Source organism: Lysinibacillus macroides (assembly GCF_001281525.1).
In the GTDB taxonomy this organism is placed as follows: Bacteria; Bacillota; Bacilli; order Bacillales_A; family Planococcaceae; genus Lysinibacillus; species Lysinibacillus macroides.
The window spans coordinates 590,634-603,485 of record NZ_LGCI01000010.1; the positions used below are offsets into that span (position 1 = coordinate 590,634).

Consider the following 12,852-nt stretch of genomic DNA (forward strand, 5'->3'; position numbering starts at 1 on the left):
CGAAAAATGGGGAAAGGATGACATCATTCAATGAGCGGAATTTTTACATCTATGTTGCAGTTATGGTTTGAGCTTCCTGCATTACTTGGCTATTTAAAGGGGCAAACATTTCATAAACCCTTTTCAAAAGAAGAGGAAGCTGCTTGTATTGAGCGATTTTTAGGTGGCGATGAGCAGGCGCGGCTTGACCTAATAGAACGGAATATGAGGCTTGTTGCACATGTCGTAAAAAAATTCCATCCAAAGCATGAGCAGCTGGATGATTATATTTCGATTGGCACAATTGGCCTTATGAAAGCTGTAGAAAGCTATACGCCTGACAAAAAAACAAGACTTGCCACCTACGCTGCACGCTGTATTGAAAATGAAATATTAATGCATCTACGAACACAGAAAAAAGTGCAAAAAGATGTTTCACTGTTTGAGCCAATCGGCACAGATAAAGATGGCAATGCACTGCAAATTCGAGATTTACTTCAATGTGATGAAGAAAGTGCAACAGAGAAGCTAGAGCATAAAGAGCATGTTGCACAGCTCTATCACTATTTGCATATGCTTGATGAACGCGAACTTGAAATTGTCACACTTCGTTATGGTTTAAATCAGCAGGATGCACTCACACAAAAGGAAATTGCAGCCCGTTTAAATATTTCCCGCAGTTATGTATCCCGTATTGAAAAACGCGCGCTTATTAAACTCTATCAATTATACAAACGAGATCAAAAAGCGATTGAATAGCTATATAAAAAAGCCCCCTGCGACATTCCAACGTGTCACAAGGGAGCTTTTCCTGTTATGATTCTAATAATTCTACTGAAATTAGTGAACCGATTAAAGTGGTGATAATCACAACACCTGCTGTTAAAAATAGCATAATAACTTCCTCCCATAACGAAAGAGATTGATTGCTATTAGTGTAGCATGTATAGCTCCGATGAACTGTGATTTTTCTCACATTGAGAACAACACATTTTGACTATTTTGTGTAGTTTATTTATAAAGAAGTAATCGCTTTTAATACGACCTGAGTTGAATGCTTTGCGGCAATTGGTAAGAACTCATCAAAGCTAATATTGGATTCCTTCCCTGCAATATCTGATAACGCACGAATCACAACAAAAGGAGTGGCAAATTGATAGCATACTTGTGCAATAGCAGCCGCTTCCATCTCAACAGCCTTCATTTGAGGGAAATGACGACGGACAGATTCTACATGCACAGGATCATTCATAAACGTATCCCCTGAGCAAATTAAGCCAATGCCATATTGGTGCTCGCCTACAGCCTGTACAGCCTCCTCAGCGACCTTTATTAAGCGTTCGTCTGATTGATAGGCTGCTGGCATACCCGCCATTTGACCGATCTCGTAGCCAAATATTGTGACATCTACATCATGGTGTCGTACCTCATCAGAAATAACCACTGCACCAACCTCGAGCTGTTCATCATATCCACCCGCAGAGCCTGTATTGATTACAACATCAGGCTGAAATTCATGTAAAAGAATCGTTGTGGACATAGCAGCATTCACTTTACCAATGCCACTTTTTAATAAGACGATTTCCTTACCCTCGTATGTGCCTGTTGTATATTCGCTACCTGCAATTGTTGTACTTTGCGCATCGTTTAATGCCGCACGTAATAGCTCCACTTCTTCTTCCATTGCACCAATGACTGCTATTTTCATGTCTTGTTACTTCCCTTCTTTATCAACTCTATTAAAAATAATCAAAAGAGTGATTTTCGTCAATAGGAGCCTTCTAATGTATTAAGTTGCTCGAGCTTTACAGGTATCCAGCCTTCATTATCCACCCATTCCATGCTGACACGATACATTTGAGATTTATCATTCGTTGAAACAACAGCGAGCGTTGAATTAGAGCTACCGTTATTTTGCATACGCCAAATAGTCATATTGCTTTCATCAATCCCCGTAGCATTTGTTACAGTGGCTACCTTTTCAGCCCAGTCTACAGATTTATCATCATAAGAAGACACATGTTGCCCTGTTTGTGTTGTCGGTGTTGGCTGCCAGTTTTTGCTTGTAATTACCTTGTCAACGATTGGATCGTTGGATGTTGATTCTTCTAAGGTGTTCTGCTCCTCCTGTGCTACTTCTGGTTCTTCCTCTAGGGCTTCATCCTCGTCTATTGCATGCTCTTGCTCATCCTCTTGAATAGGCTCTTTCTCACTAGCTTTGTCAGCCTCTTTGTCATCGTTCTTTTCCTCTTGGATTGGTTCATCTTTCACTGCTTGCTCTGCATCACCTTGCCATTTAAACACATAAGTTGCTGTTAGTATAATTAGTACGACCACAATACCAATTAAAACATTCAATAGTTTATCTAGCTTTTTATTACGAGATGGCTGCAAATGACGACTACTGCGAGTTTGTCGTTCACTCATAAACTCTCCCCCTCTCTAGCCAATATTCTATCAAGTTCGACAGCACTTGCAAAATAATTATACCTATAATTTCTAAACTGCCAATTTTAAGTAGATAAAAAGCAGCTGGTCTTTTTTTGATAGAAAGACCAACTGCTTGTACACCTATCTATTATTTAATAGAAAGAATTTTCACTTTCATTTCGCCACCAGGTGTTTGGATCGCTACTTCTTCACCCTCACCACGTCCAAGTAGACCTTTAGCAATTGGTGATTCATTTGAAATACGGAATTCCATAGGATCTGCCTCAGCTGAACCTACAATTGTATACGATTCTTCCTCTGTTGATGGTTTACCATTAATAATTTCAACAAATGTAACCGTTTTCCCTAGTGATACTACACTATTATCTGTTTCATCCTCAGAAATAATAACCGCATTACGAATCATTGATTTTAGCGTAGAGATACGTCCTTCTAAAAAGGCTTGTTCTTCTTTTGCTGAATCATACTCAGCGTTTTCAGAAAGATCACCAAAATCACGTGCTATTTTAATGCGTTCCACGATCTCCTTACGTGTTTCTGTTTCTAATTTCACTAATTCTTCTTCTAATTTGCGTTTCCCCTCAGCTGTCATTGGGTACTGTTTTTCGTTTGCCAAAGTCCTTCACTCCTTATTTCTTCAATATAAAAACATAAAACTCGACTAAATGTTATAAAGAAGCATTTAATCGAATTTTATTATTTTTAAACGTTTTCAAATTACGCTTTGACCTAATAGTATGCATCGCTTTTTCAAATATGCATGAAAATATTGTCAATACCACTCTATCTTATTACAATACGTTGTTGGTTTCAAGAATAGTTTTAATTTTCGTTACCATTAAATCAATCGCAACCTCATTATCCCCGCCTTCAGGAATAATAATATCAGCATAACGTTTCGTTGGCTCAATAAATAAATTATGCATAGGTCGTACTGCCGATAAATATTGCTCAATCACCGAATCAGTTGTACGACCACGCTCTTTAATATCACGTAGCAGACGACGAATAATACGTAAATCCGCATCCGTATCCACAAATAATTTAATATCCATTAAATCTCGTAAATCTGCATCCTCCAGCACAAGAATGCCTTCCAGAATAATAACATCTACAGGCTCAATATGAATAACTTCCTGCGCTCTTGTATGCTGTACATAGTCATAGACAGGCTTCTCTATTGACTGGCGCGCTAATAATTTTTTTATATGGTCAATTAATAAATCATTATCAAACGCTAATGGATGATCATAGTTTGTGCCTAAACGCTCTTCAAATGTTAAATGACGCTGATCTTTATAATAAAAATCTTGTTCAATGACCACCACTGAATGATTACGGAAAACATCGTAAATGGCATGTGTCACACTCGTTTTACCTGAGCATGAACCACCTGCAATACCAATAACAACAGGACGCTTCACTGCCATTTAGTTATTCTCCTTTCGCATCATGTTATGCGGTTTCAATGGTGTATCACATTTAAATTTAACAATTTGTAATGGATGACGAGCTGCATCTAGGCTATTGCCATCCTCGTCCCAAATTTCACCCATTGTTAAACGGAAATTCTCAATTTCAGGACCAAAGAATTCTACTTCGTCACCAGGTTTAAAATAATTACGCTGTTGCATTGTCACTATTTTTGTCTCTGGATCATGCTCTAAAATAAGACCCGCAAATTCATAGGTTGTTTTACGACCATGGACACCAAACATCTGCTCCTCAACGCCAGGTGCATCATGGAAGAATGCTTCAGCCGTATCACGGTTAGCACATTTGTCTAGCTCCTCCAGCCACTCACGTTTAATTTTAAAATGATCAGGATCAGCACAATAGGCATCAATCACTTTACGATAGACAGAAACCACTGTTGCGACATAGTGGATGGATTTCATACGACCTTCAATTTTTAACGAATCAATGCCAAGCTCAATCATATGTGGAATGGCTTCAATTAATTTTAAATCTTTTGGACTCATTGCAAATGGTGCATGGCTATCATCGAAAAGTGCCTTTTCTTCACCATCTTCCAGCTCATATAAATCATAGTCCCAGCGACATGATTGACAGCAACCACCACGGTTGGAGTCACGAGCCGTCATATGATTGGACAGTACACAGCGACCCGAATAGGCGATACACATAGCGCCATGAACGAAGGCCTCTATTTCAATATCAACCTTTTCCTTCATCAGCTTCATTTCTTCTCCGCCTACTTCACGTGCTAATACAACACGATGTAAGCCTTCTTCCTTCCAATACTGCACAGCCTTCCAGTTCGATAGCGATTGCTGTGTGGAAAGGTGAATTTCAAGCTTAGGTGCTGCTGTACGGCATGTTTCGATAATTAATGGATCTGCTACAATAATACCTGTTACACCTGCAGATTCAATATCCTGTAAGTAATCCTCTAAGCCCGCCATATTTTCATTATGAGCAAAAATATTTGTTGTGACATAAATTTTTGCGCCGTATCGGTTGGCAAATTCCACACCTTCACGCATCTCTTCAATCGTAAAGTTATCTGCGTTGGAGCGTAAGCCAAACTCTTGTCCACCAATAAAAACGGCATCTGCTCCATAATGAACCGCTACTTTTAATTTCTCTAAGCTACCTGCCGGGGCAAGTAGCTCTGGTTTTTTTGTAATGACACGTTTACCGTCGACAATGTCACGGATTTTATCATTTTGTGCTAATGCTAATGCCATGTTACTGCCCCTCCTAGTAAACTGTTTCTTTAAAGATAAAGCCTGTATCTAATGGTCTAATCGCTGGCTGAATCGCTTCAATTTTAGCTAATAAATCGTCTTTTATGTCTTCATACGCTTCTTCTGACTCGTCAAAATACGTATCGATTGCTTTTCGATAAGCTTCTGTTACCGTTACTACATAGTCTGACGCCTGAAGTACACCTTCAATTTTCAGAGCATCAATGCCACCTTCAAATAATTCGCCTAGCTCATCAATAATACACATATCATTAGGACTGAAAATATGTGTACCATTTACATCTTCGTATATTGGATATTTATTATTTCGTTCATCATCATGTAGGAACATATTACGATTTTCTTGGCGATTTTCAATAGCCATTACTTTATCTTGATATAAGAAATAATGGCCGAGTAATGGACGTTTTGATTGGAACATACATGTCATTCCATGTACTTGTACCTCAATTTCCATCTCGGTATTTTCTTTAATTTCTAATACTTCATCAAGAGAAAGTTCACGCGCTAACACGGCACGCGTTGCACCACGTTTCCCCCAGTAATTAGCCGTAAACCAGTTTGTAGCTGTCGTTTCTGGATTCCAATGTAACGGAATCGTAACACCTTGCTCTCTGCGAATAATGAGTACCGCTGGATCACCGTAAATTAAACGATCCACACCAATACGCTGCATTTCTTTTAAATAGTTAGCAAGTGCCTCTAATTTTTCATTATGGAACAGTGCATTCACTGCCACATACACCTTTTTACCTGCTGCGTGAATAAGCATTGTTGCTTCTTCCACTTCATCAACAGAGAATTCTCCTGCTAGACGTAGACCAAATTGTTGTTCACCAATAATAAAAGCATCTGCTCCAGCATTTAAAAGTGCTTTTATATGTTCTATTGATTGTGGTGTCACAAGCAATTCTGGTTTTTTCATAGTAGTCACCTCTTCAAACATAGTAATAAACCATCACCGACTGGTAAAAAAGCACTTGTATAATCGGGGTGCTGCATAATCCATTCCGTGAAGTTTTTTAAATTACGAATCATTGTACGCTTGCGACGTGGCACATCCTTTAAATCTAAATCTGATAAGCCATGCATATACATATTATCGATATACAGAACACCGCCTGATGCTACGAGAGGCGCATATTTTTCAAAAAAGCGCTGATATTGTCCCTTTGCGGCATCAATAAAAACAGCATCAAATATTGTGTGAATGGCTTGATCATCCACCTCTAACGCGTCTCCTTCAATGACCGTAATACGATCTGCTGCAGCTGAACGTTCAATATAAGCCTTTGCTGCTGTGACGCGCTCTGTATCCCGCTCAATTGTAACAATTTGTACATGTGGCAATGCCTCTGCCATTCTGATCGCTGAATATCCAATGGCCGTGCCGATCTCTAAAATTTTTGACGGATTTTGAATACGTAGCAGCTGATTTAAAGCATCAATCGCTGCTAGCTGCATAATTGGTATATGATTCTCCTCCGCATATGCTTCCATTTCTAAAAGCAATGTATTACGTGGCTGTATAAATGATTGTATATATCCATCTGATAATTCCATTGTTTCACCCTCATTTAAAAGGCAACGTGCGCTTTGCCGTTGTCTGTACTTCATCATTTAACAAAAAGAAAAAGACCAAACATAAAGTCTTGGTACTTACCCATACAAAAATAAGCAATTGCTTTAAATGTGCTTAAACAATTGCCACCACGCATATTTATTTCACATAGAATGCGGATTGACCAAAAATCACACTTTATAATAGCACGAAAATAGAAGGAAAGCTATTTTTCTTTCCTTCTATCCATATCATCATGCTATACGTTTGTGCTTACTCTGCTTGGCGTAAATATTTTTCAACCTTCTGTAAATGCTCATCATATGTTTTTGAGAAGTGGTTGACACCCTCTTTATCTGCCAAGAAGTAGAAGTACTCTGTGTCACTTGGATTTAATGTTGCCTCAATCGACGTTTTACCAGCGCCTGCTATAGGGCCAGGTGGTAAGCCTTTATTTTTATATGTGTTGTAGGCATTATCCACTTCTAAATCTTCATATAGGACACGATCTTTATGATCACCAAGTGCATATAAAACCGTTGGGTCTGTTTGTAATGGCATATCTGTATTTATTCGGTTGTAGAAGACGCTTGCGATTGTTTCTCGATCTGTTTGAGCAGTCGCCTCTTCTTCCAGCAATGAAGCAAATGTTAATAGCTGATGCACAGACATTTGTTTTTCTGCTAAAACATCACTGTAATTTTTCACCACATTATTCATAGCTGCTACCATTTCCTCTACGATGGCCTCTAAGGATGGCTTTTCTTCATAATAAGAGTAGGTTGCTGGGTATAAATAGCCCTCTAAATCATAGCGAATGTTGTCAGCTAACACAGCCTCTGTTACAAGCTCAGGGTAATTGGCCATCATTTGTTGAACAAATGTATCACTTGTCACTAAATCCATAAATTCCTGCTGTGTATATGGTGTTTTCTTTTCAATAATTTGTCCAATTTGTTCAAGTGTTAAGCCTTCAGGAATTGTCATCGTAAAGACAGGCTTGCGATATACTTTCCCTGTTTTCAGACTTTCAATGAGCTCATCAAATGTCATTGCTTGTGTTAAATCATAATTCCCTGCTTGGAATTGTGATTCATTTTTAAATTTTGCATAATATTTAAAGACACGTGCATCCTTAATAACACCTTTTTCCTCTAATAGTGTGGAAATAGAGCTTAAACCAGAACCAATTGGTACTTCAACTGCAATTGTTTTTGTGGCATCAGGATCTAGCGGCTTTAATGCACCTTTAACATAATTGTAGCCAATTAAGCCACCGATTCCTATAATTAGCACAAAGACAATAGCAGTAATTGCAACGATTTTTCTCACAATTTTTACCTCAGATTTTTTTTCTTGCATTTTTGCAAACATTTCTTGTTTTTTTGAACCGTTATCCACGGGTTTCCCCCCTATCACTATCCAATATCATACTAGAAATCAACTTTCACGACAAACAGAAATCGACAATTCAGGAGAAATTGCATATGTAAAAAATCTGCCAACGACTTTCGTTAGCAGATTTCCAAGCTTTTATAGAATTCGTTCAAACTATAAAGTGTTTACTACTTCTTCGACAAATTCCCACTCTTCATCCGACTCAATCGGCAATAGCTCTTCAATATGTCCATTTGTTCCAGCGATATATTGTGCAGCAAAGATCTCACGTTCTTCTATCGGCTCATCCGTTGCAGGCACATATAAAACATACGATTTGCTAAATTGCTCGGATGAAAACGTATGAATCACCTCACAAACTTGATCTCTGCCATCTTCACCTGTCACAGTAATTAGCTGTGGCTCTTCCTCAAATTCATCGAGAAGTGCTAACACTACCTCATTAATCATTTCCCACTCTAAGTCTGTTTCAACAGCTTGTAAATTTATCATTTCCCCAGTATTGTCATCATAATCAAATGTCATAGCAGAAAGATCTTCTGGAATTTCTTCACCATGTTCATCCAAAATTGAGAATAAGACATATGATTTTTCCTCAGCATCAAATGTCAACACAACACGACAATATTGCTCCATACCATCTTTCCCAACTATTGTAAATTTTTGTGTTTCTTCATTCATATAAATTTCTCCTTGTATGATAATTATTAAGTAGTTACGTCTCTTTTATGCTATTATTGAGCGGATTCTCTTTTTTTTGATCACTCTCATACCATTATTGAGCAGTTTCTTCTATTTTTTGATCACTCTTATACCGTTATTGAGCGAACTCTCCTTTTTTGTTCACTTTTACGCCAGCATTGAGCAGAAACGAAAAAAGGAACAAGGACTGCAAGCTGCGATCCTTGTTCCAAGCTTTGAGTTAGAAGATTAGTCTTCGTTTTCATCCTCTAAAGCGTTTAAAACGTCCTCTACCATATCCCACTCTGCTTCAGTTTCGATTGGCGCTAATTCACCATCTTCACCATTTTCAGAGGGTACAAATGAAGATACAAAAATTTCAACTGAGCCATCCTCATCTTCTTCTGCGCCTACCATTGAGTAGAATACATATGATTTGCCAAACTCTGGAGATTCATGAACGTGAATTACTTCACAAAGCTGCTCATTTCCGTTCTCGTCAATCACTGTAATGTGTTGAACATGTAATTCTTCTTCATGGTTATGCTCGTGTGCCATGCATTGTCACCTCATCAATTAATTTTTGCTATCTAAGTAGCCTTGTAAAATCATCACAGCCGCCATTTTATCAATGACCTGCTTACGCTTTTTGCGACTCACGTCCGCTTCAATTAGCATACGTTCAGCTGCCATTGTTGTTAAACGTTCATCCCATAATGTAACCGGTAGAGAAAAATGTTCTTCTAATAGCTTTTTATAGTGTTCAGAAGCCTCTCCACGCGGTCCAACCGTATTGTTCATGTTTTTAGGATATCCTACTACAAACTCTGTAATAGCATACTCCTTTACTAACTGGGCTATACGTTCAATGCCGAATTCTCCGTTAGCTTCATCAATTTTTACGGTTTCAATACCTTGGGCAGTCCAACCTAGCGCATCACTTACAGCAACGCCAACAGTTTTTGACCCAACGTCTAATCCCATAATTCTCATTGCTAGTCCTCGTTATTCTTTTTAATATAAAATTTAACAAGCTCTTCAAGAATTTCGTCACGTTCAAGCTTGCGAATTAAATTACGAGCATCCTGATGGCGAGGAATATACGCCGGATCACCAGAAAGTAAGTAACCAACAATCTGATTGATAGGGTTATATCCCTTTTCCTCTAATGAAGAATGTACTTTCAACATTACCTGCTTGACTTCCTGTTCCATTGATTCTTCTGGAAAATTAAATTTCATCGTTTGATCAAATGAACTCATGACCAGCACCTCGCTTTCAGAAATAAGGAGATGTGCGAACAAGCTCATCTCCAATTTCTCTTTATTATAACATGTTTTGGTGAATTAATTAAATGGATTTAACATAATCATACACAGAAAGTAGTGCTTCATCAAGTTTTGATGCATCTTTTGCACCTGCCATCGCCATATCTGGACGACCGCCACCTTTACCACCGCAAGCTTCAGCCACCATTTTCACAATATTTCCTGCATGATAATTGCCACCAACTAAATCCTTCGTTACCCCTGCACATAACATCACTTTGTCGCCATCAACCGCACCAAGAACAATCACAGCTTTTGGCATTTTAACTTTTAAATCATCCATCATTTGACGCAATTGATTATTATCCTTCGCTTCTACCTTTGTAGCGAGCACTGTCACATCACCAAATGTTTGGGCTGCATCAATAATTGCGCCAGCTTGAGCATTGGCAATTTTTTGAGATAGTGCTTCATTTTCACGTTGTAAATCTTTATAGTCAGTTTGTAATGCCTGTACTTTCGTCACAATATCTTTCGGATTTGCTTTTAATAATGCTGCGGCATCATTTAGTAAAGCCTCCTCCTCTTTTATTGTTTCATAAGCCACCTTCCCAGTTACCGCTTCGATACGGCGCGTACCTGCACCGATACCACCCTCTGACACAATTTTAAAGAAGCCAATTTCAGAAGAACGTTTGACATGAATACCACCACATAGTTCGATTGAATACTCTCCAACGGACACAACGCGTACAATATCGCCATATTTTTCACCAAATAATGCCATTGCACCCTTCGCTTTTGCTTCGTCAATGCCCATTTCTTCAATTACGACCTCTATATCATCCCACACTTTTTCATTGACAATACGTTCAATTTGCTGTAATTCCTCTTTTGTTACCTGCCCAAAATGGGAGAAGTCAAAACGTAAACGATCAGGTCCTACATATGAACCAGCTTGGTTAACGTGATCACCTAGCACATCTTTTAATGCGCGCTGCATAATATGTGTCGCTGTATGGTTTTTAATAATTAAATTGCGGTCATCACGATTGACAACAGCTGTGACTGCATCTTCCACATGCATTTCACCAGATTCAACGATTACAGTATGAAGTGGTTGTCCATTTGGTGCTTTTTGGACATCTTTAACAACTGCTGTAAAGCTATCATTGGAAATACTCCCACTATCAGCAATTTGCCCACCCATTTCAGCGTAAAATGGTGTTTTTGCTAACATGACAAGTGCTTCTTGACCTTCTGCAGCAACTTTTGCTACTTGACCATCCACAATTAGCGCTACAATTTCCGTATTTGCTGTTAATGTATCAAAGCCAACAAATTCACTAGCAACCGTTAAATTCGCTAATACTTCATTTTGGACTTGCATCGAATCGACATCTTGACGAGCAGCACGCGCACGTTCACGTTGTTCCTCCATTGCTACCTCAAAGCCTTCATGATCAACCTTCATGCCTACTTCTTCTGCATACTCCTCTGTTAATTCAATCGGGAAGCCATACGTATCATATAAACGGAAGGCATCTGCACCCGGAATATAATCATGGCCAGCAGCTTTTTGTGATTCAACTACCTCGTTCAAGATAGCAAGACCTCCGTCTAACGTTTCATGGAAGCGAATTTCTTCATTTTTAATGACACGTTGAATAAATTCGCATTTCTCTGTTACCTCTGGATAGAAGTCTTCCATAATTTTACCCACAGTTGGTACTAGTTCAAACATAAATGGTTTCTCAATACCAATTTGTTTCGCATAACGCACAGCACGGCGTAGTAAGCGGCGCAATACATAGCCACGACCTTCATTTGATGGAAGTGCGCCATCACCAATTGCAAATGCTACTGTACGAATATGGTCTGCAATCACTTTAAATGGTGTATTAATATCTTCCTCTGAGCCGAAGATTTCATGTAAATCTACCTCACTAGGACGTTTATATTTGCGGTTAGCAAATTCCTCGATTTTTTCAATAATCGGCATAAATAAATCAGTATCAAAATTTGTTGGTACATTTTGCACAACGGATACGATACGCTCTAAGCCCATACCTGTATCAATATTTTGCTTTGGTAGTGGTGTATACGTACCATCAGGATTGTGGTTAAATTGCGAGAACACTAAGTTCCAAACTTCAAGATAACGTTCATTTTCTCCTCCAGGATACATTTCTGGATCATTTTCATCCGAACCATATTCTTCGCCACGATCATAAAAAATCTCCGAGTTTGGACCAGATGGGCCCTCACCTATATCCCAGAAATTCCCTTCCAAACGAATTAAACGCTCTTCTGGAAGTCCAATTTCCTGATGCCAAACATCATAGGCTTCCTGGTCCTCAGGATGAATTGTAATAGATAATAGCTCTGGATCAAAGCCCATCCATTTTTTATCCGTTAAAAACTCCCAAGCGTAGTGAATGGCTTCTTTTTTGAAGTAATCACCAATCGAAAAGTTCCCTAGCATTTCAAAAAATGTATGGTGACGCGCTGTTTTCCCTACGTTTTCAATATCATTAGTACGAATCGATTTTTGGGCATTGGTAATACGTGGATTATCAGGAATCACACGTCCATCAAAATATGGCTTTAATGTAGCAACGCCTGAATTAATCCACAGTAATGATGGATCATTTATGGGCACAAGTGGTGCTGATGGCTCATGATGATGGCCTTTTTCTTTAAAAAACTCTAAATACATACGACGAATATCTGCTGCTTTCATGTAAAAAATTCCTCCTCAAATGTTTTGTAAAAATACGAT

Annotated in this window: 15 protein-coding genes; 1 reads left to right on the plus strand and 14 read right to left on the minus strand. The window is 38.7% G+C overall.

The window, feature by feature from the left end; translation table 11 throughout:
- Window positions 1-30: 30 nt before the first annotated feature.
- Window positions 31-738, plus strand: coding sequence for an RNA polymerase sporulation sigma factor SigK (sigK, locus tag ADM90_RS17690; RefSeq protein WP_053996236.1), 708 nt, complete (start codon window positions 31-33; stop codon window positions 736-738).
- Window positions 739-793: 55 nt separating this feature from the next.
- Here the strand turns inward: sigK and ADM90_RS24350 are convergent, their stop codons facing one another.
- From ADM90_RS24350 to alaS, 14 genes are all read right to left on the minus strand, one after another.
- Window positions 794-955 (minus strand): hypothetical protein, encoded by a 162-nt coding sequence (locus tag ADM90_RS24350; RefSeq protein WP_235473672.1) that lies wholly within the window; start codon window positions 953-955, stop codon window positions 794-796.
- Between the two features lie 39 nt (window positions 956-994).
- On the minus strand, window positions 995-1,687 hold the full coding sequence (gene mtnN / locus ADM90_RS17695) for a 5'-methylthioadenosine/S-adenosylhomocysteine nucleosidase (RefSeq protein WP_053996237.1): 693 nt from the start codon (window positions 1,685-1,687) through the stop codon (window positions 995-997).
- 59 nt (window positions 1,688-1,746) lie between these two features.
- On the minus strand, window positions 1,747-2,406 hold the full coding sequence (locus tag ADM90_RS17700; protein WP_053996238.1) for a YrrS family protein: 660 nt from the start codon (window positions 2,404-2,406) through the stop codon (window positions 1,747-1,749).
- 151 nt (window positions 2,407-2,557) lie between these two features.
- Complete coding sequence (gene greA / locus ADM90_RS17705; RefSeq protein ID WP_053996239.1) at window positions 2,558-3,046, minus strand: transcription elongation factor GreA; 489 nt, start codon at window positions 3,044-3,046, stop codon at window positions 2,558-2,560.
- Between the two features lie 175 nt (window positions 3,047-3,221).
- Window positions 3,222-3,860 (minus strand): uridine kinase, encoded by a 639-nt coding sequence (udk, locus tag ADM90_RS17710; protein ID WP_053996240.1) that lies wholly within the window; start codon window positions 3,858-3,860, stop codon window positions 3,222-3,224.
- On the minus strand, window positions 3,861-5,141 hold the full coding sequence (locus ADM90_RS17715; RefSeq protein ID WP_053996241.1) for a peptidase U32 family protein: 1,281 nt from the start codon (window positions 5,139-5,141) through the stop codon (window positions 3,861-3,863). It lies immediately after the preceding gene.
- A 13-nt stretch (window positions 5,142-5,154) separates the two neighbouring features.
- Window positions 5,155-6,087, minus strand: coding sequence for a peptidase U32 family protein (locus tag ADM90_RS17720; RefSeq protein WP_053996242.1), 933 nt, complete (start codon window positions 6,085-6,087; stop codon window positions 5,155-5,157).
- A gap of 5 nt (window positions 6,088-6,092) precedes the next feature.
- The gene (locus ADM90_RS17725) at window positions 6,093-6,725 is read right to left on the minus strand and encodes an O-methyltransferase (RefSeq protein ID WP_053996243.1); all 633 of its coding nucleotides are present in this window, start codon (window positions 6,723-6,725) and stop codon (window positions 6,093-6,095) included.
- Window positions 6,726-6,996: 271 nt separating this feature from the next.
- Window positions 6,997-8,124, minus strand: a complete 1,128-nt coding sequence (gene mltG, locus ADM90_RS17730) for an endolytic transglycosylase MltG (RefSeq protein WP_053996244.1) — start codon at window positions 8,122-8,124, stop codon at window positions 6,997-6,999.
- A 150-nt stretch (window positions 8,125-8,274) separates the two neighbouring features.
- The gene (locus ADM90_RS17735) at window positions 8,275-8,802 is read right to left on the minus strand and encodes a DUF1292 domain-containing protein (protein ID WP_053996245.1); all 528 of its coding nucleotides are present in this window, start codon (window positions 8,800-8,802) and stop codon (window positions 8,275-8,277) included.
- Between the two features lie 249 nt (window positions 8,803-9,051).
- Window positions 9,052-9,360 (minus strand): DUF1292 domain-containing protein, encoded by a 309-nt coding sequence (locus ADM90_RS17740; protein WP_053996246.1) that lies wholly within the window; start codon window positions 9,358-9,360, stop codon window positions 9,052-9,054.
- Window positions 9,361-9,378: 18 nt separating this feature from the next.
- On the minus strand, window positions 9,379-9,795 hold the full coding sequence (ruvX, locus tag ADM90_RS17745) for a Holliday junction resolvase RuvX (RefSeq protein WP_053996247.1): 417 nt from the start codon (window positions 9,793-9,795) through the stop codon (window positions 9,379-9,381).
- A 2-nt stretch (window positions 9,796-9,797) separates the two neighbouring features.
- Window positions 9,798-10,064, minus strand: a complete 267-nt coding sequence (locus ADM90_RS17750; protein WP_004226839.1) for an IreB family regulatory phosphoprotein — start codon at window positions 10,062-10,064, stop codon at window positions 9,798-9,800.
- Window positions 10,065-10,152: 88 nt separating this feature from the next.
- Window positions 10,153-12,813 carry an alanine--tRNA ligase gene (gene alaS / locus ADM90_RS17755; RefSeq protein ID WP_053996248.1) on the minus strand — a complete coding sequence of 887 codons (2,661 nt, stop codon included), beginning with the start codon at window positions 12,811-12,813 and terminating at the stop codon, window positions 10,153-10,155.
- Between the last annotated feature and the right edge of the window lie 39 nt (window positions 12,814-12,852).